21 protein-coding genes and 2 pseudogenes are annotated in these 21,792 nt (G+C 53.9%); 8 read left to right on the top strand and 15 right to left on the bottom strand.

Annotated elements, in window-relative coordinates; genetic code table 11:
• Positions 1-16 precede the first annotated feature (16 nt).
• The gene (locus KAJ71_RS04660; RefSeq protein ID WP_248944609.1) at positions 17-1,138 is read right to left on the bottom strand and encodes a ribosomal protein uL16 3-hydroxylase; all 1,122 of its coding nucleotides are present in this window, start codon (positions 1,136-1,138) and stop codon (positions 17-19) included.
• 188 nt (positions 1,139-1,326) lie between these two features.
• Here KAJ71_RS04660 and KAJ71_RS04655 point away from each other — a divergent pair.
• Positions 1,327-1,485 (top strand): annotated as a pseudogene (locus tag KAJ71_RS04655) (MFS transporter); the annotation flags it as partial.
• A 40-nt stretch (positions 1,486-1,525) separates the two neighbouring features.
• On the opposite strand, the gene arsC reads toward KAJ71_RS04655, so the two are convergent.
• Genes arsC through KAJ71_RS04640 form a run of 3 tightly spaced genes read right to left on the bottom strand, consistent with a single transcriptional unit; the run spans position 1,526 to position 3,652 of the window.
• Positions 1,526-1,945, bottom strand: coding sequence for a glutaredoxin-dependent arsenate reductase (gene arsC / locus KAJ71_RS04650; RefSeq protein ID WP_248944608.1), 420 nt, complete (start codon positions 1,943-1,945; stop codon positions 1,526-1,528).
• A 12-nt stretch (positions 1,946-1,957) separates the two neighbouring features.
• Complete coding sequence (locus KAJ71_RS04645; RefSeq protein ID WP_248944607.1) at positions 1,958-3,247, bottom strand: arsenic transporter; 1,290 nt, start codon at positions 3,245-3,247, stop codon at positions 1,958-1,960.
• A gap of 54 nt (positions 3,248-3,301) precedes the next feature.
• Positions 3,302-3,652, bottom strand: coding sequence for a transcriptional regulator (locus KAJ71_RS04640; RefSeq protein ID WP_248944606.1), 351 nt, complete (start codon positions 3,650-3,652; stop codon positions 3,302-3,304).
• A 624-nt stretch (positions 3,653-4,276) separates the two neighbouring features.
• Here KAJ71_RS04640 and KAJ71_RS04635 point away from each other — a divergent pair.
• From KAJ71_RS04635 to KAJ71_RS04625, 3 genes are all read left to right on the top strand, one after another.
• Positions 4,277-5,341: an alpha/beta hydrolase gene (locus KAJ71_RS04635; protein ID WP_248944605.1), complete on the top strand. Its 1,065-nt coding sequence runs from the start codon at positions 4,277-4,279 to the stop codon at positions 5,339-5,341.
• Between the two features lie 125 nt (positions 5,342-5,466).
• On the top strand, positions 5,467-6,318 hold the full coding sequence (locus tag KAJ71_RS04630) for an aldo/keto reductase (RefSeq protein ID WP_248944604.1): 852 nt from the start codon (positions 5,467-5,469) through the stop codon (positions 6,316-6,318).
• 26 nt (positions 6,319-6,344) lie between these two features.
• Complete coding sequence (locus KAJ71_RS04625; RefSeq protein WP_248944603.1) at positions 6,345-7,334, top strand: aldo/keto reductase; 990 nt, start codon at positions 6,345-6,347, stop codon at positions 7,332-7,334.
• 34 nt (positions 7,335-7,368) lie between these two features.
• Here KAJ71_RS04625 and KAJ71_RS04620 read toward each other — a convergent pair whose 3' ends face one another.
• On the bottom strand, positions 7,369-8,262 hold the full coding sequence (locus KAJ71_RS04620) for a LysR family transcriptional regulator (RefSeq protein ID WP_248944602.1): 894 nt from the start codon (positions 8,260-8,262) through the stop codon (positions 7,369-7,371).
• 411 nt (positions 8,263-8,673) lie between these two features.
• Between KAJ71_RS04620 and KAJ71_RS04615 the strand changes: the two genes are divergently transcribed.
• The 3 genes and pseudogenes from KAJ71_RS04615 to KAJ71_RS04605 all read left to right on the top strand — a co-directional run.
• Entirely contained in the window at positions 8,674-8,997 is a 324-nt protein-coding gene (locus KAJ71_RS04615) for a DUF3302 domain-containing protein (RefSeq protein ID WP_248944601.1), read from the top strand.
• Positions 8,998-9,001: 4 nt separating this feature from the next.
• The gene (locus tag KAJ71_RS04610; RefSeq protein ID WP_248944600.1) at positions 9,002-10,138 is read left to right on the top strand and encodes an HlyD family secretion protein; all 1,137 of its coding nucleotides are present in this window, start codon (positions 9,002-9,004) and stop codon (positions 10,136-10,138) included.
• Between the two features lie 8 nt (positions 10,139-10,146).
• A pseudogene (locus tag KAJ71_RS04605) lies at positions 10,147-10,311 on the top strand (hypothetical protein); the annotation flags it as partial.
• A gap of 80 nt (positions 10,312-10,391) precedes the next feature.
• On the opposite strand, the gene proA reads toward KAJ71_RS04605, so the two are convergent.
• From proA to gpt, 5 genes are all read right to left on the bottom strand, one after another.
• Positions 10,392-11,645 carry a glutamate-5-semialdehyde dehydrogenase gene (proA, locus tag KAJ71_RS04600; RefSeq protein WP_248944599.1) on the bottom strand — a complete coding sequence of 418 codons (1,254 nt, stop codon included), beginning with the start codon at positions 11,643-11,645 and terminating at the stop codon, positions 10,392-10,394.
• 9 nt (positions 11,646-11,654) lie between these two features.
• The gene (proB, locus tag KAJ71_RS04595; RefSeq protein ID WP_021805585.1) at positions 11,655-12,758 is read right to left on the bottom strand and encodes a glutamate 5-kinase; all 1,104 of its coding nucleotides are present in this window, start codon (positions 12,756-12,758) and stop codon (positions 11,655-11,657) included.
• A 110-nt stretch (positions 12,759-12,868) separates the two neighbouring features.
• Positions 12,869-13,270: a sigma factor-binding protein Crl gene (crl, locus tag KAJ71_RS04590; RefSeq protein WP_248944598.1), complete on the bottom strand. Its 402-nt coding sequence runs from the start codon at positions 13,268-13,270 to the stop codon at positions 12,869-12,871.
• 60 nt (positions 13,271-13,330) lie between these two features.
• Positions 13,331-14,578, bottom strand: a complete 1,248-nt coding sequence (gene frsA / locus KAJ71_RS04585) for an esterase FrsA (RefSeq protein ID WP_248944597.1) — start codon at positions 14,576-14,578, stop codon at positions 13,331-13,333.
• A 167-nt stretch (positions 14,579-14,745) separates the two neighbouring features.
• Positions 14,746-15,204 carry a xanthine phosphoribosyltransferase gene (gene gpt / locus KAJ71_RS04580; protein ID WP_021805588.1) on the bottom strand — a complete coding sequence of 153 codons (459 nt, stop codon included), beginning with the start codon at positions 15,202-15,204 and terminating at the stop codon, positions 14,746-14,748.
• Positions 15,205-15,540: 336 nt separating this feature from the next.
• Between gpt and pepD the strand changes: the two genes are divergently transcribed.
• Positions 15,541-17,001, top strand: coding sequence for a beta-Ala-His dipeptidase (gene pepD / locus KAJ71_RS04575; protein WP_248944596.1), 1,461 nt, complete (start codon positions 15,541-15,543; stop codon positions 16,999-17,001).
• A 37-nt stretch (positions 17,002-17,038) separates the two neighbouring features.
• On the opposite strand, the gene KAJ71_RS04570 is transcribed toward pepD, so the two are convergent.
• From KAJ71_RS04570 to nqrF, 5 genes are all read right to left on the bottom strand, one after another.
• Complete coding sequence (locus KAJ71_RS04570) at positions 17,039-18,052, bottom strand: MFS transporter (RefSeq protein ID WP_248944595.1); 1,014 nt, start codon at positions 18,050-18,052, stop codon at positions 17,039-17,041.
• A gap of 90 nt (positions 18,053-18,142) precedes the next feature.
• Positions 18,143-19,201, bottom strand: coding sequence for a DNA polymerase IV (gene dinB, locus KAJ71_RS04565; protein ID WP_248944594.1), 1,059 nt, complete (start codon positions 19,199-19,201; stop codon positions 18,143-18,145).
• Positions 19,202-19,289: 88 nt separating this feature from the next.
• Complete coding sequence (gene nqrM / locus KAJ71_RS04560; protein WP_024483649.1) at positions 19,290-19,517, bottom strand: (Na+)-NQR maturation NqrM; 228 nt, start codon at positions 19,515-19,517, stop codon at positions 19,290-19,292.
• Positions 19,518-19,523: 6 nt separating this feature from the next.
• Complete coding sequence (locus tag KAJ71_RS04555; RefSeq protein ID WP_248944593.1) at positions 19,524-20,537, bottom strand: FAD:protein FMN transferase; 1,014 nt, start codon at positions 20,535-20,537, stop codon at positions 19,524-19,526.
• 24 nt (positions 20,538-20,561) lie between these two features.
• Positions 20,562-21,785, bottom strand: a complete 1,224-nt coding sequence (gene nqrF, locus KAJ71_RS04550; protein ID WP_024483648.1) for an NADH:ubiquinone reductase (Na(+)-transporting) subunit F — start codon at positions 21,783-21,785, stop codon at positions 20,562-20,564.
• Positions 21,786-21,792 lie beyond the last annotated feature (7 nt).

The following is a 21,792-nucleotide window of genomic DNA, read 5'->3' as shown; positions in this document are numbered from 1 at the left end:
TGGGGTGAATGCACGATTATTCGTCGAAGAACCAGTAGCCCTGATTAACCAGGCCAGTTAACTCTGCAACGAACGCCGGGTTTTGCAATGCCCCACCCAACTCTGCTTTACCAAGCAGAGTGTAGCGGCATAAGGCATCGGCAGCTTTAGGCTCGACGGTATCCAGGCGTTCGCTGTTGATAAAGAAGCTGCCGCCCACCTCCAGCACTCTTAAACCACTCAGGCGAGTCAGAACCGCACCATCCATCAACGCTTCAATCACCTCACCCTGTTCGTAAGGCGGTTGCGCTGGGGCGATATCCAACTCGTGGCGCGGCGTCGTCACGAAGCGACCAAACCACTGTTTAAAATCTTCCGGCTGATTAATCATCTCGGTCATCATGCTGCGCAGGCGATCGAGCTCATACTCTTCAACCCGGCCTGGATGTTCCCGACAGGTTAAATCAGGATCGCTGTAGTGCTCACCCCCAAGATCGTTTTCCAACGCATAGTCCGCAAAGCTACTGATTAAATCCCTGCCGTTAGGGCCTCTGAAGCCAACGGAGTAGTTAAGCGCGGTTTGGTGGGTAAAACCGTCGTGCGGGAAGCCCGGTGGAATATACAAGATATCGCCCGGCTCCAGATCCTCATCGATAATCGGCTCGAAAGGTTCCACGTGCAGCAGCGCCGGATGCGGGCAAAACTGCTTCAGCGGCAGTTTGTCACCCACGCGCCAGCGGCGGCTCCCCATCCCCTGGATGATAAACACATCGTACTGATCGATATGTGGCCCAACACCGCCGCCAGGTACCGAGAACGAGATCATCAGATCGTCTAAACGCCAGTCCGGCAGCACACGGAACGGGCGCACCAGTTCAGCTGACGGGGCATGCCAATGGTTAACCGCCTGAGCCAACAACGACCAGCCGGTTTCACCCAGGTTATCAAAATGCTCGAACGGCCCGTGGCTGGCCTGCCATTGACCATGGGTTTGGCTGACCAGGCGGCTGTCTACCTCAACCTCCATCGCCAGACCGGCCAACTCGTCAGGGGTGATCGGATCGACGAAGTTCGGGAAGGCATTTCTTAATACTACAGGCTGTTTTTGCCAGTATTTCTCTAAAAATTCGGGCCAGTTCAGATTCAGTTGATAAGCCATGGGTCCACACCAGTGAGAAGACAAACGGGCCTGATTATAAAGAAGCTGACGCCCGTGCCGCCTTGTCATTGGTCAATGACTGGGCGTTAAACTGGGCAAAAAAGGAGGTGTTGGGGGATATTGCTGAATGGGTTGTTGATTATATTAAAGGGTGCAGCAATGCAGCGCATAGATAATGAACGGGATAGCAGCAGCAAGCCGCAACCTATATCAACGATCAAATTACCCAGCAGGGCCTGCTGATGTCGGCGAACGATATTTTCTATCTCTCTGCCGGGGTGTTCTTGATGCTGACCCTACTGGTTTGGTTCGCCAAGCCGCCGTTTAATACGGCCAAGGCGGGTTGATAAACAGGGACAATTGAGAGGCGCTGGCGCGCCTCCTGATTTACTTAATCCGTTTGCCGAAGCCATCAACAATCTGTTCGCCGTCCTCTTTGGCCAATGCCCCTATTTGCGGATTAGGTAGGATATCAAGCACCGTTTCGGAGGGGCGGCATAGGCGGGTCCCCAGCGGCGTCACCACAATCGGCCGGTTAATCAGAATCGGGTGTTGCAACATAAAGTCGATCAGTTGCTCATCGGTGAATACATCTGCTGCCAGCCCTAACTGCTCGTAGGGCTCCACGTTATTGCGCAACAAGGCCCGCACGCTGATCCCCATGTCTGCAATGAGTTTCACCAGTTCAGCACGGCTGGGTGGTGTCTCCAGATAATGGACGATCGTTGGTTCTGTACCGCTGTTGCGAATCAGCGCCAGCGTATTACGCGAGGTGCCGCAGGCCGGGTTGTGGTAAATCGTGATCATGGATGTTCCTCGCTACAAAGTGATGGATAGACGTAACGCCAAGGCCGTCAGCGTGACCAACAACACAGGTACGGTCATGATGATTCCGGTACGGAAGTAATATCCCCAGGTGATCGTCATGTTCTTCTGTGACAAGACATGCAACCAGAGCAACGTTGCCAAGCTGCCAATCGGCGTGATTTTTGGCCCCAGATCGCAGCCAATAACGTTGGCATAAATCATGGCCTCCTTAATCACTCCTGACGCAGCACTCCCCTCAATGGACAGCGCGCCAATCAGCACCGTTGGCATATTATTCATAATGGATGACAGGAACGCGGTCATGAAGCCAGTACCAAGCGTGGCGGCCCATAACCCATAATCCGCCAGTAGGTTCAGCACGCCGGAAAGGTATTCCGTCAGCCCGGCGTTGCGCAGGCCATAAACCACCAGATACATCCCTAGCGAGAAAATGACGATCTGCCAAGGCGCACCACGCAGTACCTTCCCGGTATTGATGGCATGACCTCTTTTGGCCACAGCAAACAAGATCACTGCCCCCACAGCAGCAATAGCGCTGACCGGAATGCCGAGCGGCTCCAGCACAAAGAAGCCGACCAACAGCAGGATTAATACCACCCAGCCGGTTTTGAACGTGGCCGGATCTTTAATGGCTTTCGCCGGTTGTTTCAGTCGTTCAAGATCATAGGTCGGCGGGATGTCCTTGCGAAAGAACAGGTGCAGCATCACCAGCGTCGCGATAATCGCAGCGATATCGACAGGTACCATCACCGAAGCATATTGCGTGAACCCCAGATCAAAGAAGTCTGCCGAAACGATATTGACCAGATTGGACACAATCAGCGGCAGGCTGGCGGTATCGGCAATAAACCCGGCAGCCATGACAAACGCCAACGTGGTACCTTTACTGAACCCGAGCGCCAACAGCATGGCGATCACAATAGGGGTAAGGATCAACGCCGCGCCATCATTGGCAAACAAGGCCGCCACGGTCGCGCCTAGCAAAACGATGTAGGTGAACAGCAAACGTCCCCGCCCGTTTCCCCAACGGGAGACATGTAACGCAGCCCATTCGAAAAAGCCAGACTCATCAAGCAGCAGGCTGATAATGATCACGGCGATAAAGGTCGCTGTGGCATTCCAGACAATATTCCACACCACCGGAATATCGGCAATCTGTACTACTCCGGTGATCAAGGCCAGCCCCGCACCAAGTGTGGCACTCCACCCAATTCCTAACCCTTTGGGCTGCCAGATCACCAGCACAATGGTCAGGATAAATATCGCCCCAGCCAATAACATACTTACCACCTCAAGATTTATATATTTATTTTCATATGTGTACGAACAAAAAATTTAGCTACACAGGGTTTTGCCATCGCTGGAGCAATTCGCCGCTGCCAGCTTACGTGCCCTAGTCTGGACTTCATCCTGTTGGCTCAACCAGGCTTGTTCTACTACCAGGGCTGCCCAGGCAGGAATATGCGGGGAAAGACGATAATGCACCCACTTCCCCTGCTTACGATCCAGCAGCAACCCGCACTCTCTGAGCATTGCCAAGTGGCGTGAGATCTTGGGTTGCGACTCTTCCAGCCCAGTGCAGAGATCGCAAACGCACAGTTCACCCAGCTGTTTGAGCAACAATACGATACCCAAACGGGTTTCGTCCGACAGGATTTTGAACAGTTGCAAGGAAGTCAGGGCCATCGGTCTCTCCACTACGATCAGTGAACAAATCATACTCGCCAGCGTTTTTAAGTCAAATACACATTTGAATTTTCATATATGTTTTATTTTCCTCCACTATTCAAAAAAGCGACAAACGTTGTCCCGATACGCCGCGTAGCAACGGCGGCTAAGCCCATTTCGTCGCAAGAAAGAAAACTGCGTCTTGGCCACACAGGCGCGTCCGGCAATATATTCACACCTCGGCATTGCGCAAAATAGTGTGACATTGTTCAAGACGAAAAACGTCCAATAATGCTATTTATTCTGCATGGTTTTCTCTAACGTGGATCTGCGTAATCATGAATCATTATGACGCGTACAGGCATGCCAGAAAGTGTACGGATTGCCTGAGAAAATGACAGACAGGAGGAGCTGTTATCTAAATCCTATTGATTCAACAAAGCCGCAGGCACGGTGAAAATGATGCCACGACACGGGCTGAGTTTGCACTACAACAGGCACTCTAACGTGAAGTAATAAAGAGATAGTTGCGGTTCAACCCCATTAATGAACGCCACAGATAAGGGCATTCAATGGGGCTTAATAATCCTCTGGATCAACTCAGCTATGATGGCGGTGCAAACACAAATAGAGGAAATAGCCTTGAAGACACTGTTGAAAACGCTGGTGTTCTGCATGGTGGCGGGCGGCCTTGCTGCCCAGTCTGTTTATGCCGAACCGCTGGTGATTAAAGAGCAAGGAAGTTTTTCTGCCGGTGGCACAATCATTACTGCCCCAGGAAAATTTGACGCCAAAAAACCAATGGATCCTGCCGGTCAGACTTATCACGGCGATCATGCCGCGGTATTTTATCAAATCCCGGAAAACCCGCATAAATATCCGCTGATCATGCTGCATGGTGCGGGGCAGTTCTCCCGTACCTGGGAAAGCACGCCGGATGGCCGCGAAGGCTTTCAAAATATTTTCCTGCGCCGCGGTTTCTCCACTTATCTGGTCGATCAACCGCGTCGGGGTAGCGCCGGGCGCACCACGGTTGAAGGCACCGTGACGCCAAAACCGGATGAGCAGATGTGGTTCAATCAATTCCGCATCGGGGTCTGGCCTGACTATTTTCAAGGCGTTCAGTTTTCTCACGATACGGCAGCGCTGGATCAGTATTTCCGCCAGATGACGCCGAACACCGGGCCTTTCGATATCAATGTCATTGCCGATGCCATGTCGGCAGTAGTAGATAAAGCGGGTTCGGCAATCCTGTTTACCCACTCGCAGGGGGGCGGGCCAGGCTGGTATACCGCGATAAAAAACAGCAAGGTGAAAGCCATCGTGGCCTTTGAGCCAGGTAGCAGCTTTGTCTTCCCCGAAAATGAGCTGCCTGCACCGATGCCCAGCGCGTTTGATACGCTGAAAGGTGAACCCGTGCCAATGGAGCAGTTCATGGCGCTGACCAAAATCCCGATCCTGATTTTTTACGGCGATAATATTCCTGATAAACCCGTCGCCATGCCCGCACAGGACAGTTGGCGTGTCCGGCTGGCGATGGCCCGCCAGTGGCGTGATGTGGTCAACAAACACGGTGGTGATGTTACGGTGATCCATTTGCCTGAGATCGGCATCAAAGGGAATACACACTTCCCCTTCTCAGACCTGAATAATGTCCAGATTGCCGACCAGGTCAGCCAATTCCTGCAAACAAAAAATCTGCAGTAGCCCAAACAGCAGGGTTCATTCGCTTATTAATGAACTCTGCTAATTAACCCTAGCGAATTACTCCCTCTAATCAAATAAATCACTCTGCGCTAAGCTTTTCACACACCACAGTGAAGGGTAACGTCATGCAAACAGTAAAACTGAACAACGGTATTACCATGCCCCAGGTGGGCTTTGGTGTCTTCCAGATGACGGATGCCGCAGAGTGCGAGCGCGCCGTTCTTGACGCCATCGAAACGGGTTATCGACTCATTGATACCGCGGCTTCCTACCAGAATGAAACGCAGGTTGGCAACGCTCTTAAGCAAAGCGGTATGGCGCGCGACCAGCTGTTTATCACCACTAAACTCTGGTTACAGGACACCAGCTATGAAGGCGCAAAAGCGCAGTTTGAGCGCTCACTGAATCGCCTGCAACTGGACTATGTTGATCTTTATCTGATCCACCAACCCTACGGAGATGTTCATGGCGCGTGGCGTGCCATGGAGGAATTGCACCAGGCGGGGAAAATTCGCGCTATTGGCGTCAGCAATTTCCATCCGGATCGCCTGGCCGATCTTATCGCCTTTAACCATATGACGCCGGCAGTCAATCAGATTGAAGTGAACCCGTCCAACCAACAGTTGCACGCGGTGCCTTGGATGCAAAGCCGTGGCATTCAGCCAGAGGCCTGGGCCCCTTTTGCGGAAGGCAAAAATGGTCTGTTCCAACATCGGCAACTAGCCGCTATTGGCGCAAAGTATGGCAAAAGCGTGGGTCAGGTGGTGTTGCGCTGGATCTTCCAGCGCGGCATCGTTTCCCTGGCTAAATCGGTACGTCCATCCCGGATGGCTGAGAACATCAACATCCTCGACTTCGAACTCAGCCCAGACGATATGCTGCAAATTACCGCCCTCGACACCGCGACCAGTGCTTTCTTCTCGCATCGCGATCCGGCAATGGTGGAATGGCTGGCTGGCCGCAAACTCGACGTTTAACGACATAAAATAGGAGAAACTCCCGAATGCAAACACGTTATCTCGGTAAGTCCGGGCTGGAAGTATCAGCGCTGGGCCTGGGCTGTATGGGGTTAAGCTTCGGCTACGGCCCGGCAACGGATACGCGTCAGGCCGTCGAACTGATCCGCGCTGCCGTTGAACGTGGCGTGACCTTTTTCGATACCGCTGAAGTGTACGGCCCGTATCTGAATGAAGAAGTGGTCGGCGAAGCCTTAAAACCCTTGCGCGATCGGGTCGTCATCGCCACTAAATTTGGCTTTACCTTTGGTGATGACAACAAACAGCAGATTTTAAACAGCCGCCCGGAGCATATCCGCCAGGCGGTGGAAGGCTCATTGCGTAGGCTTAAAACCGACGTGATCGATCTGTTGTATCAACACCGCGTCGATCCCGATGTGCCCATTGAAGACGTTGCGGGCACCGTGAAAGATCTGATTGCTGAAGGCAAGGTCAAACACTTCGGCCTGTCAGAGGCTGGCGTACAAACCATTCGCCGCGCTCATGCGGTACAGCCGGTTACCGCCCTACAGAGTGAATACTCAATGTGGTGGCGCCAACCTGAGCAGGACATCCTGCCGGTACTGGAAGAGTTGGGTATTGGATTTGTGCCATTCAGCCCATTAGGCAAAGGCTTTTTGACCGGAGCCATCAAGGCCGGAACGACCTTCGGTGAGGATGATTTCCGCAGCAAGGTGCCGCGTTTCGCCGCAGAGGCGCTGGAAGCGAATGAGCAGTTGGTCAGCCTGCTGGCAATCCTTGCCGCAGAGAAAGGCGTGACGTCAGCGCAAATTGCTCTGGCCTGGCTACTGGCACAAAAACCGTGGATTGTGCCCATCCCTGGTACAACCAAACTACATCGGCTGCAAGAGAATCTGGGGGCCGCAGATCTCATTCTTTCCCAGAATGATTTGCTCAAAATCTCTCAAGCGCTGGAGAAGGTAAAAATCGTGGGTGAACGTTATCCGGCCGCCATACAGGCTCGCGTGGGCCGTTAAGGTTTACTCTGGCTTGCGGTTTCCCGCAAGCCATTCAATCACCATGGCGCAACGCATCAATCAACAGAGCAAACGCGGGAGGATGCTGTTTTCTACTTGGGTAATAGAGGTAGTAACCCGGGAAAGAAGGGCACCACTCTTGCAGCACCTGAATGAGTTCGCCGGATTTGACCAAACCCTGGACCATATCCTCTGGTACGCAGGCAAGGCCAAACCCTGACAGCGCTGCGTCTATTCTTTCCGACAACAAGTTCAGCGTCAGTTGGCCCTCAACCCTGACGCGCAGCGGCTTACCTGCTTTCTCAAACTCCCAGTGATATAAACCGCCTGCGGTAGGTAAACGCATATTAATGCAGCGATGATCCTGCAGTTCATGTGGTGTCTGCGGAATGCTGTTGGTGGCGAAATACGCTGGCGCCCCTACCACCACCATACGCATATCCGGGCCGATCTTCACGGCAACCATGTCCTTATCGACGCTTTCGCCAAGGCGAACTCCCGCATCGAAACGCCCATCCACAATATCGACAAAGCCGTTATCCACCACCAGCTCAACGTTGATTTCCGGGTATTGCCGTAGAAACGGCTTTAGCTTTGGCCATAGCAGGCTGCGCACCGCATGTTCGCCCGCCGAAAGCCGGATCTTACCGGAAGCAGAACCATTCAGTTGAACGAGGGCTTCCAACTCCTGTTCAAGATCTGCAATACGGGGTTCGAGACAGGCAATGATCCGCTCACCCGCCTCCGTGGGGGCAACGCTGCGGGTGGTTCTAGTTAGCAGACGCAGGTTTAAACGCTCCTCCAGCGCCTTTATAGCGTGGCTGAGTGCAGACTGTGAAACACCCAGCTTACCCGCCGCTTTGGTAAAACTTCGCTCCCTCGCCACGACGAGAAACACCTGTAGCTCATTGAAGTTTTCTTTCAGCATGCGTATTCCCTTGGTTGACGTAAACCTTGCCAGTTTGGACAGAACTTATGAAATTAGTTCATAGACACTACCATTTTAGCCCTGTTACCGACAAAAGTTGCTGATAACTCGCCAACAAAAATGTTCTCATACCGCCAGATTTTTTGGATGGTGCTATATTTTATGAACTGACCTCTCCCCACCGAGAAGATATATGAAAAAACATCCTTTTAGCGTTGCCGTAGGTGTTTTATCTACCGACATGTCATTTTCGGCGGGTACCGCCAAAGTAGATGAAAAATATCAATATTCATAAATTATTATCCACTACAGTCAATGATAACCCACTAATACACGCCTAGCAGACAAGGTGGCGCACCCCATAGCGCTCTTACCTAATCCGTCGGGTTAGTTTACTTAGCCGAGGCCACCATGTTCCTAAATTACTTTGCGTTAGGCGTACTCATTGTTGTCTTCCTCGTCATTTTTTACGGGATCATTATTCTCCATGACATTCCTTATCTGATTGCGAAATCACGCAATCATCCGCATGCGGACGCGATCCATGTCGCAGGTTGGGTCAGTTTGTTTACTCTGCATGTGATATGGCCCTTTTTATGGATATGGGCCACGTTGTATCGGCCAGAGCGCGGTTGGGGCATGCAAGGCCAGCAAGATCCATTTGCCCGTTTAGAGCAAAGAATAACCGAACTGGAACAAAACATCAGCGAAACTAAAACATCTTCTGCGGAGTAACTCCATGGACTTGCTCATTATTCTTACCTATGTCGCACTGGCCTACGGCATATTCAAAATATTTAAAATTCCGGTAAACAAATGGACGGTCCCTACCGCAGCATTGGGTGGCGTTGTTTTAGTGGGTGCCCTGATTTTATTAATGAATTATAACCACCCCTACACTTTTCAAGCGCAAAAGGCCGTGGTTTCTATTCCCATCACGCCGCAGGTGACTGGCATTGTCAGTGAGGTTACTGATAAGCAGAATACCTTTATAAAAAAAGGTGACGTACTTTTTAAAATAGAACCCACCCGATACCAGGCGCGTGTCGATAGGCTACAGGCCGATTTAATGACAGCAGTACATAGCATCCAGGTGCTCCAGGGGCAATTAGATGAGGCCGTTGCCCATACCTCGGGGATCATTGCCGAACGCGATCGTTTATATAAAGACTACCAACGCTATCTTAAAGGGAGCCGGGCCAAGGTAAACCCGTTCTCCGAAAGTGATATTGATAACGCCAGGCAAAATTTTCTGGCGCAGGATGCGCTGGTGAAAAGCTCATTGGCTGAACAGGCACAGATTAAAAGCCAGTTAAACAGCGTCGTCAACGGAGAACAGTCGCAGATAGTCAGCCTCCGGGCCCAGTTAACGGAAGCCAAATACAATCTCGAACAGACCGTAGTCCGCGCCCCCAGTGATGGTTATGTGACCCAGGTGCTTATCCGCCCAGGAACTTACGCAGCGGCGCTACCACTACGCCCGGTAATGGTGTTTATCCCGCAACAAAAACGGCAAATCGTCGCGCAATTCAGACAAAATTCGCTGTTACGCCTGAAATCGGGCGATCAAGCCGAGATCGTCTTCAATGCGCTACCTGGCCAGGTATTTCAGGGGAGACTGACCAGCATACTTCCCGTCGTTCCCAGCGGGACATACCAGGCGCAGGGAACCCTGCAATCATTGAGCATGATACCGGGTTCCGATGGTGTGCTAGCGGTGATTGAGTTAGAGCCGAATGCGGATGTTGATGCCTTGCCAGATGGGATATTTGCTCAGGTAGCGGTGTATTCCGACCACTTTACCCATGTTTCCGTGATGCGTAAGGTGCTGTTACGCATGACAAGCTGGATGCACTATCTCTACCTTGACCATTGACCGTAAAGAAAGCGACCATGTGGCTGACAATGCGCCGTTGGTTAGAGTCCCCCCCCGACGATGACATGGCGGAGGAAGTCCGGACGCAGTTGACGACAGCGCCTAAACGCCACGTGATGTACACATGTGAGGGGGGTTGCGTTGACGGCGCGGTGATCAAAAACCGCGAGTGAACCAATAGCCAGAGACAACAAGGGCGCAGTATCTACACACTGCGCCCTTAAACATCGTTCAAATCTGGCTAGCGAAAGCTCTAGCTGCGCACCAAATCGTCGCCGTAGCCAATCCACTTATAGGTGGTCAGCGCGTCCAGCCCCATCGGGCCGCGGGCGTGCAATTTCTGGGTGCTGACCGCGACTTCCGCGCCCAAACCAAACTGGCCGCCATCGGTAAAGCGGGTGCTGGCATTGACGTATACCGCGGAGGAATCCACCGCACGGACGAAATACTCGGCGTTGCTCAGCGAGCGCGTCAGAATGGCATCGGAATGGCTGGTGCCGTGGGTGCGGATGTGATCGATGGCCTGATCGATATCGTCCACCAGCGTCACGTTCAAATCCAACGATAGCCACTCATCGTCGTAATCTTTCGCAGCAACCGCGACCACCTTAGCCGACCCTTCCTGCAACAACGGCATGGCGTTATCGCTGGCGTGCAAGGTTACCCCAACGGCGGCCATACGCGCGCTCAGCGCTGGCAGGAAGCTGTTAGCGATAGTGCGGTTAACCAACAGGGTTTCTACCGAGTTGCAGGCACTTGGACGCTGAATCTTGGCGTTTTCGATGACCGTCAGCGCCTTATCGTAGTCCACGCTGTCGTCCACATAGATATGGCACACGCCAATACCGCCGGTAATCACCGGAATGGTTGACTGCTCGCGGCACAGCTTGTGCAGCCCGGCACCGCCTCGTGGGATCAACATGTCTACATAGCGATCCATGCGCAGCAGTTCATTCACCAACTCACGATCCGGACTTTCAATCGCCTGTACCGCCGCCGCTGGCAGGCCACACTGTTCCAGCGCTTGCTGGATCACTTTCACCGTCGCCTGATTGGTGTGGTGAGTCTCTTTACCACCGCGCAAGATCACCGCATTACCGGTTTTCAAGCACAGGCTGGCGACGTCGATGGTGACGTTGGGGCGCGCTTCATAGATCACGCCAATCACCCCGAGCGGCACACGGCGGCGCTCCAATTTCAGGCCGCTGTCCAGCAGATTGCCATCCAGCACGTGGCCAACGGGATCGCTCAGGCGACAGACCTGGCGCACGTCGTTAGCAATCGCCGCCAGACGCGCTGGAGTTAACAGCAGGCGATCCAACAAAGCTTCACTCATGCCGGTGGCACGGGCCTGAGCCATATCCTGCTCATTCGCCTGTAGAATTTCTTCGCTGCGAGCTTCCAGCATGTCGGCCATCACCGCCAACACCTGGTTCTTTTTCGCCGTGCTCAGTACCGCCAACTGCCAGGAAGCCTGTTTGGCGGCCTTCCCCATCTGCTCGAGCATGTTCACTCCTTAACTTACGATCATATCGTCGCGATGCACGGCCACCGGGCCATATTCATAGCCCAGGATCTCGCTGATTTGCTGCGAGTGGTGCCCGGCAATCATGCGCATTGCATCGCTGTTATAACGGCTGACGCCATGAGCCAGATCGCGCCCCGCCAGATTGCGGATGCGGATCACCTCACCGCGTGAGAAATCGCCTTTAACATCGCGGATGCCCTTCGGTAGCAGTGAACTGCCACGGGCCATCATGGCTTCTACCGCCCCATCGTCAACGGTGATCTCACCCGCAGGCGGCGCACCAAAGATCCAGCGTTTACGGTTCTCCAACGGGGTTTCCAGCGCATGGAAGCGGGTGCCCACCGGGTTGCCTTCGATCACATCGGCTACCACGCCCGGCTTGCTACCGGCAGCGATAATTACATCAATGCCCGCACGGCAGGCCACATCAGCCGCCTGTAGCTTGGTGCCCATTCCGCCGGTACCCAAACCGGAAACGCTGTCGCCTGCAATGGCACGCAGCGCATCGTCGACACCATGTACTTCACGGATCAACTCGGCTTGCGGGTTATTGCGCGGATCGGCGGTATATAAACCCTGCTGATCGGTCAGCAACAGCAGTTTATCGGCCCCGGCCAAAATGGCAGCCAGCGCCGACAGGTTATCGTTGTCACCGACTTTGATTTCTGCGGTGGCGACGGCATCGTTCTCATTGATGACCGGAACGATACGGTTATCCAGCAATGCGGTCATGGTGTCACGCGCGTTGAGGAAGCGCTCGCGGTCTTCCAGATCGGCACGCGTCAACAGCATCTGCCCGATATGAATGCCATAGATCGAGAACAGCTGTTCCCATAGCTGGATCAGCCGGCTCTGCCCCACCGCCGCCAGCAACTGCTTGGAAGCGATGGTGGCGGGCAGCTCAGGGTAGCCCAGGTGTTCACGCCCGGCAGCAATCGCCCCGGAGGTCACAATAACGATGCGGTGGCCCGCTGCATGTTGCTGGGCGCATTGGCGCACCAGTTCGACAATATGGGCACGGTTCAGACGCAGCGAACCGCCGGTCAACACGCTGGTGCCCAATTTCACAACCAATGTCTGGCTGCCGTTCATAATAGTTCTGCCGTTGGAGTTAAAAGGAATGCAAAGGACGTTGTAACAGGAGAGACGCGTTATGCCAACAGGCACAACGCGATTTCGGCGTAAATATCTGGGGGAATGATCTAGGCAGAGAGTTTTATCGGCTGCTCGTTGAAATCATCGGCGGGTTCCAGCGTCAGCTCCATCGTGGTCAGCAGTTCACCCAGGCGACGATGGAAGACGCGCAGCGTGGTTTCCAGCTTCTCTTTCACTTCAGCATCTTTAATCTTTTCCTCGTTCCACTGCCCTTCTTTATCAAACAGACCAAAGTGGTAGCTATAGGTGAAACGGGAATTATCGGCCTGCAGTTCGATCCACCAGCCCCAGAACTCACGCTTTTCCGGCGCTGGCTTGACGTTGACGCAAACCGCCAGGCAGTCAAAGAAAAAGCGGTCGTTCTCACATTGCCCTTCGCGCAGGTAAGGGCCCAGGCTGGCAAAGCGTTTCATTAGTCGGCTTTTAGGGTGGCCACTCGGTAGCGTCATTTTTCAACCTCCACAATGTAGTTCACCCTTTTTAACAAACTGTTAAAAATTAGCAACTAGTTAGCGCATTTTATCTCTTAGCCAATCACAAATTTTCAGTAAAGATTGATGGAAACTCTGATAAACCGGCGTACGCGGGATGGCGATCAGTTTGCCGTTCAGTGAAGAAGACGCGATCAGCTGCGACTCTTCTTTTGGGCTGAGCGGATCGTCATCCCAATAGGCGGCCAGCATCGGCGTTGGGCAACGGCGGCCCAGCAGCCCCTGGGTTTTCAGGGAATAGCGGTTCAGCTCGGTTTTCAACACGCTGTCAGAGGCGTTGGCCATACCCATGCGGCTGGCCAGCACGTCCATATACATATCCGGCACGTGGTCCTGGCATTTCAACTCACACAGCAGGCTATGCACCACCGGCCCTACGCAGGCTACACCGCGCAAACGCTGCGACTCCAGATAAGCCAAGCGCACCGCCACGTTGGCACCAAAGCGGAAGCCGAAAGCGCTGACACGCGTATGGTCAACCCAAGGCACGGAAGGCAGTTGAGCCAACACCTGCTGATGCAGGAAACTGGAATCTTGCGTCAGCTTCCACTTATAGGATGAACCGATGGACGGCATATCGATGGTCAGCATCGCAATGCCGTGCGGCGCAAGATAATCACGGAACAGGCGGTGGTAATCGGTCTGCAAGGTATCCAGACTGCCGCACATCAGTACCGTAGGGTAAGGTGCCTGGCCGTTATCTGGCATATGCAGGAAGCCGGTGATGGAACTGCCCCCCTCAATGGCGAACCCCAGCTCTTTAAGCTGGTATGGCAACAGCAGTGCGGCCTCTTCATAGGCGCGATTGGAGAGCACCTCTGCCTGCTCGGCCAGCTCATCCCCTTTCAGATGCGGATAACCGGCAATGCTGTAGAGATTGGCGGCATTCAGCCAATACTGCCCACCGACCAGCGGATCTTTTTGCTCCAATGCCCGCTGCTGCCACTGCATCCCCTGGTGCACCCACTCGTAGATCCAGTTGCCGTTTCGGTAACCGACCACGGTATCCAGCAGGTGATCGTCGCTATGCTCTGCGTTAGAGGCCGCAATGCGCGCCAACACTTCGCTGATTTCCAGCGGATCGGTGCCGCGCCAGGTCCACAGCAGATGATTGAGCATACGATACCAGTTGCCGTCGGTATCACCCTCCAAGGCAGAGTGCATATCGGCACCTACCGCATGATGGGCACGGGTGACTAACGTCGAGGTTTCGACATGTTTAAATGAGGGTTTGAACAGTACTTCGGAAAGGTTGGCTTGTGCCATGGTAACAACAGCCTCCTAAGACTTACATCAAGGCCTGAATAGCCGGGATATCTAGGTGCTAGTGTACCTAACTCTGGAGGTAGAAGGCGGGGAATTTACCGAATTTGACGAAACCGCTGCATAAACAACAACGCCCGGTATTACCGGGCGTTTGAAGCAGGGGCTGATTAACGACCGCCGATCGGTGGCACGAAGGTCACCGCCATATCCCAAGGCTGCTCGATCCAGGTGTCCTGCGGGATATCAACCACGTAATCGTCAACCAGCGGGCGGCCAGCAGGCTTGGCGAAGATGGTCACGAAATGGGCTTTCGGGTACATGTCGCGGATCGCTTTGGCGGTGCCGCCGGTATCCACTAAATCGTCAACCACGATAAAGCCTTCACCATCGCCCTCGGCGCGCTTGAGCACCTTCATTTCGCGCTGGTTGTCATGGTCATAGCTGGAGATGCAGACGGTATCCACATAACGGATGCTCAGCTCGCGAGCCAGCAGCGAAGCAGGCACCAGGCCGCCACGGCTTACGGCAATGATGCCTTTCCATTGATCGGCAGGCAGCAGGCGGTGAGCCAGTTTGCGCGCTTGCATTTGCAGCATATCCCAGGTAACAACGTATTTTTCGCTCATAGAATGGTGTCCCAGCCAGCAATGATGTGGCTTACTCAGTAGTTCAGGGGGAAAAAAGGTTGCGCGAGATTATAGAGACTGCGCGCCACGAATACCAGTTGAACCGAGGAGTTGATGCGTTTTTCCTGTGAATATCGTTGTGGCGAGTAGCGTGTCTTTTCTGCACAACCGCCCGTAAACCGGGGAACCCAAGCCGATAAACTGCGTCATACGGGACGCGCACAGCCGAGAATAAAATGATATTCTCAGGCTCACGTGCCTGAAGCACAGATAGCTACTCACCCTAACCGCACAGCATTCACGCCTTGCTGAAAATGCTGTCACAGGAGACTTATAGTGTCTGAATTGTCTCAACTTTCGCCACAGCCGCTGTGGGATATTTTTGCCAAAATCTGCTCGATCCCGCATCCTTCTTACCACGAAGAAGCGCTAGCGCAGCACATCCTCGACTGGGCCAAAGAAAAGAACCTGCATGCCGAGCGCGACCAGGTTGGCAATATTCTGCTGCGTAAACCTGCAACCAAAGGCATGGAAAACCGCAAGCCGGTAGCGCTGCAAGCGCACCTGGATATGGTTCCGCAGAAGAACAACGATACGGTTCACGATTTCACCAAAGATCCGATCCAGCCTTATATTGACGGCGAATGGATCAAGGCTCGCGGTACCACGCTGGGTGCAGATAACGGCATCGGTATGGCGTCTGCACTGGCGGTGCTGGCCGATGACAGCGTAGAGCATGGCCCGCTGGAAGTGCTGCTGACCATGACGGAAGAAGCGGGTATGGATGGTGCCTTTGGCCTACAGCCAAACTGGTTACAAGCTGACATCCTGATCAACACCGACTCCGAAGAGGAAGGCGAAATCTACATGGGCTGTGCTGGGGGGATCGATTTCATCACCACCCTGCCGCTGCAACGTGAAGCACTGCCAGCCGGTTACCAAACGCTGAAGCTGACCCTGAAAGGGTTGAAAGGCGGCCACTCCGGTGCCGATATTCATCATGGCCTGGGCAACGCCAACAAGCTGCTGGCCCGCTTCCTGTTTGCCCACACGCAAGAACTGGACCTGCGCCTGCTGGAGCTGAACGGCGGTACGCTGCGTAATGCCATCCCGCGTGAAGCTTCTGCCGTGGTTGCCGTGCCAGCCGCCAAAGCCGATGCGCTGAAAGCCCTGAGCCAGCAGTTCCTGGCTACGCTGCAAAACGAACTGTCTACCAAAGAGAAGAACATTACCGTTCTGCTCGAGCCAGCCACAACCGCTTTGCAAGCGCTAACCGCAGACAGCCAGAGCCGCTTTGTGGCACTGCTCAACGGTACGCCTAACGGTGTGATCCGCATGAGCGACGAAGTGAAAGGCGTGGTAGAAACTTCGCTGAACGTCGGCGTAGTGACCACCAGCGAGCATGAAGCCGAGATCATTTGCCTGATCCGCTCCCTGATCGACAGCGGTAAAGACTATGTGGTGGATATGCTGACCGCCGTAGGCCAACTGGCCAATGCCAAAGTGGCACCGAAAGGCGGCTACCCAGGCTGGCAGCCGGATGCCAAATCGCCTGTGATGCAACTGGTACGCGAAACCTACCAGAAGTTGTTCAACAAGACGCCGAACATCATGGTGATCCACGCCGGGCTGGAGTGTGGTTTGTTCAAGAAACCTTACCCAGAGATGGATATGGTGTCGATTGGGCCAACCATCACCGGGCCACACTCGCCAGATGAGCAGGTGCATATCGCCAGCGTTGGCCAATACTGGACGCTGCTGACCGCACTGCTGAAAGCGATCCCTGAGCGCGGATAAGAGGTTGGGCCCAGTTTAAAGCTGGGCCCATTTTTCGTTATGGCAGAGGTTCTACTCGCTTCAGATTACCGTTGATTTCATTCATCTGCGACTGTATCAACGCCGCACTAACAGGGGGTAACAGGAAAGCAAACAGGATAATTAGCCAGGTTTTATACCTTGCGGTTTGCCCATGGCTTTCAATGATGGCGCGTAGATTGTCGTTGAGCGTGGAAAATATCACCGGCGTGACAAGGGCGGTAATAAAAGCCGACCATCCTGCCCCTCTGGGCGTCAGCAGAGTTGCTGATTGGGTATAATTCCTGATCTCCCCGTGGATTTTTACCAACCAGTAAATATTGTAAAACGGGACCCAAAAAAGCAGGAAAGTCACGGCAGGATCGCGGTATTTAATCGGCTGTGGTATTGCTTGCCGTACTGGCGGCTCGCAATTAAATAAACAGGCCTTAAGCGGCAGCAGGAACAGTGTCCCGATAATGACGGGGACCAATAGCAGGGTAAAGAAATACTCAGGGCTGGAAAATAACCGCTCTATATCAAAAAGCCATCCGGCTATCGCTATGATGGATGAGCCAAACACCATTTTTAGCGTCACCATCAGGCCAAATGACAGCACAAATGCCTCTACGCTGCCAACGGCCCCTGCGATAAAGGCCGGAACGATCAGCATGATAGCCCCTAGCCCCATCCCTATCAGGACCTCTCCCGTTATCATCAAAAAGTGATTGCTGGTATGAAAGCAGAACAAAAACAGGCCAAACAAATACAGCCCGCTAAAGAGATACAGCAAATAATAGCTTTTCATCCGGCTGGCCATCCAGGCCAACAATGCACCAAATAACATGCCAACCTGTTGTAATCCCACTGCGACCCCAATCATCGAGATCGGTAAATCTGCGGTTTGCCGGATATAGAGTGCAGAATAGGCATTAAAGATATATTGGCTAGTAACAATCGCGGTAAAATAAACAACCAGCCCCCAAAATCGATAGCTGCTTTGTAAATCGGCCCATGTCCATCTTTTGACCGGCTTTTGCTGAATCACGTCCATTTTTAACTCTTCCCGTTGAATGCCTTAATCCCAAAGAACTGGCAACGATTGTACCTACGGTTAAGCATTTAAACACACTCGTTTTTAGCATCACCAGGTTAATACCAACTGCCGCTCCAACTGAGGATCGAGCAACGTTACGTGCAGGCCAACCAGGCGCACACCACGCCCTTCCCGCCGCTCCTGCCACGCCTGGCGGGCAACGTTGAGCAAATCCTCAATATTGAGCACCGGCCAAACGTGTTCCTGGGTGGTTTGCTGGAAGTCCTGGAATTTCAGCTTCACCCCTTGGCGGGCGATATGCAGATCCGGTTTGACCTTGCGCAGCCGCATCTCCAGTTCTGGGTAGAGCTTTTCAACGATCAACGCCTCGCAATCTTCCCACTCATGAATATCGGCCACCAACGTTCGCTCGACCCCTACCGATTTGCGTAAACGATCGGGGGAAACTTCACGCTCATCGATACCCTGGCAGCGCTCCCACAGCACCCGGCCAAATTTGCCGAAGCGTTTTAATAAATCGGCCAGATTATAGTTCTGCACATCGGCGCAGGTGATTAGCCCCACCTCTTCCAACCGTTTGGCGGTGACCTTGCCCACACCAGGGATTTTGCTCAGCGGTAACTGCTGCAAGAATGCGGGCACCTGCGCCGGTGTGATGACGTATTGGCCATTGGGCTTGTTCAACTCGGAGGCGATCTTGGCCAGGAATTTGATGGGGGCAATGCCCGCCGAGGCGGTCAGGTTCAATTCGGCGGAAATTTCCTGACGGATCTGTTGGGCAATCAAGGTGGCGGAGCCGTTGCATTGGGTGCTGTTGGTCACGTCCAGATAGGCTTCATCCAGGGAGAGCGGTTCTATCAGTGGCGTATAGCGGGCAAAGATTTCACGGATATGCAGCGAGGCTTCTTTATAGGCCGCCATTCGCCCCGGTAACAGCGTTAAGTGTGGGCACAGCTTGAGCGCCGTGGCGGTCGGCATAGCGCTATGTACGCCATAACGGCGCGCCGGGTAGTTGGCGGTGCTGATCACGCCACGCCGATCTGCGCTGGCACCGATAGCCAGCGGGATATCACGCAGGCTGGGGTTGTCGCGCATTTCTACCGCTGCGAAGAAGCAGTCCATATCGACATGAATGATTTTACGCATCGCGCCTCCAATAACACTGTATAAGTATACAGCCAATTATTAAAAGCTCAATATGGAGAGTTTATACGGGTGGTGAACCCTAGTTCGCTTAGAGGATTCGGTGTTTTTCCAGCATCTCGCGGCGCAGCGCTTCCTTAGCCATGCGCTTCTTACGCGCGTCGCAAGGCTCCGGGCAGTCGCAGACTTTTTCCATTCCCAGCGCGGTAATGCCACCACAGCTGCCCTGCAAGGTTTTACGCTTGAACACATAGCCCAGCGACATCCCGCCAACCACCAGCAGAAACAGCACAAAGGATGCAGCAAACATCGTCAACATTACGGTCTACCCTTTCTTCAGATAGGGTTTGAACGCGTCGGAATAGCGCTCCTCAAACCCCTTGGCGGTTTTCACGATCATAAACACCGGGATCCCCAGCAGGTTGGCCAGTGCCATCCCCCGCTCCGGCCCCATCACGTTTAACCCGGTAGAAAGCCCGTCCGCCGTCATGCACAGCGGGCTGATCACCGTGATCGACACTAAATGGTGGCGGATCGGTTTACCGGTAAGCGGGTCGATAGTATGAGAATAGCGCACTCCGTCCTGCTCGAAGTAGTTTCGGTAATCCCCGGAGGTGGCCATCGCCATATCACCCGGCTCGATCACCAATAGCGCCTGCTGCTGCTCCCCGGCGGTTGGCCGCTCGATGGCAATGCGCCAAGGCTTCTTCTCGCCGTTATGGCCACGGGTGCGGACTTCCCCGCCAATATCAACCATGTAGTTTTTGACGTGCTGCGATTGCAGGTAATGGGCAATCGCATCAACACCGTAGCCTTTGGCAATGGAAGAGAGGTCGACATACAGTTCAGGAATGCGTTTCACCAGCGCATTGCCTTCTACCGCCAGCTTGTCGATCCCCGTCCAGTTGCGGCGCTGTTCCAACTCGGTGGCGCTCGGCACTTTATCCGGCCGCCCTTCCGGGCCAAAACCCCACAGGTTCACCAACGGCCCGACGGTCACGTCCAGCGCGCCGTCGGTCACACGGTTAATGCGCAACGCTTCCAGCACCACGTCCGTGGTGGCAGCAGAAACCGGGAAAGGCTTGTCCACTTCCCGGCTGGCGTTAAAGCGGCTTAGCTCAGAATCGGGTTGATAGGTCGACATCTGATCGTTGACCTGCACCAGCCGTTTGTCGATCTCCGCTTGCAGCGTTGCCAGCGAAGGTGTTCCGTCCCCAGGGAGATAGCTGATCGAGTACGACGTCCCCATGGTTTTACCCTTGAGGTTTTCCTGTTTCGGCTCACAACCGGTCAGTAACACTGCGGTGGCCAGCGCCACCAGCATCATCCAAGCCTTCATTCCTTCGCCGCCTGCTGCTCGCATTTAACCGCCAAAGTCATCGAGCATGATGTTTTCGTCTTCCACGCCCAAATCTTTCAGCATCTTGATCACCGCCGCATTCATCATTGGCGGCCCACACATATAGAATTCGCAATCTTCCGGCGCTGGATGGTTACGCAAATAATTTTCCAGCAGGACATTATGAATAAAGCCGGTGTAGCCCGTCCAGTTATCTTCTGGCTGCGGATCGGAGAGCGCCACATGCCAGGTGAAGTTTTCATTCTCTTCCTGCAAGTGGTTGAAGTCGTCCTCGTAGAACATCTCACGCAAGGAACGCGCACCGTACCAGAAGGTGATTTTGCGCTTCGACTTCAGGCGCTTCAACTGATCGAAGATGTGTGAACGCATCGGCGCCATCCCGGCCCCGCCGCCGATAAAGATCATCTCAGCGTCGGTGTCTTTGGCAAAGAACTCGCCAAACGGCCCGGAGATGGTCACCTTATCCCCCGCCTTCAGCGACCAGATATAGGAAGACATAATGCCCGGCGGCACGTCCGGGTTGCTCGGCGGCGGCGTGGCGATACGCACGTTGAGCATGATGATGCCTTTCTCATCGGGATAGTTGGCCATCGAATAGGCGCGTACCGTCGGCTCTTTGACTACCGAACGGTAGCGGAACAGATTGAATTTATCCCAGTCGCCACGGTATTCCTGCGGCACGTCGAAATCGGCATAGCTGACTTCATGCTCAGGCGCCTCGATCTGGATAAAGCCCCCGGCGCGGAAAGGCACATCTTCCCCGTCCGGAATACGCAGCTTCAGCTCTTTGATAAAGGTGGCTTTGTTATCGTTGGAGATCACCTCGCAGTCCCATTTCTTCACGCCGAAGATCTCTTCCGGCAGCTCGATTTTCAGGTTCTGCTTCACGTTAACCTGGCACGCCAAGCGGCAGCCCTCTTTGGCTTCACGCTTGCTGATATGGGAAAGCTCGGTGGGCAGAATATCGCCGCCGCCCTCTTTGATCACCACCCGGCACTGGCCGCAGGAGCCGCCGCCGCCACAGGCCGAGGAGACAAAGATCCCCTGGCTGGACAGCATATTCAGCAGCTTGTCCCCTGCGGGGGCGGTAAAACTTTTGTCTTGATCGCCGTTAACCTCAACGGCGATGTCACCGGTGTTTACCAACTTGGATTTGGCAAACAGGATCAGTAACGCCAGCACCATCACGATGCAGGTAAACATCACCACGCCTAAAATAATTTCCATAAATGCT

The sequence above is a fragment of the Serratia silvae genome (genome assembly GCF_023282985.1).
In the GTDB taxonomy this organism is placed as follows: domain Bacteria; phylum Pseudomonadota; class Gammaproteobacteria; order Enterobacterales; family Enterobacteriaceae; genus Chania; species Chania silvae.
This window is presented reverse-complemented; position numbering and strand designations above follow the sequence as displayed.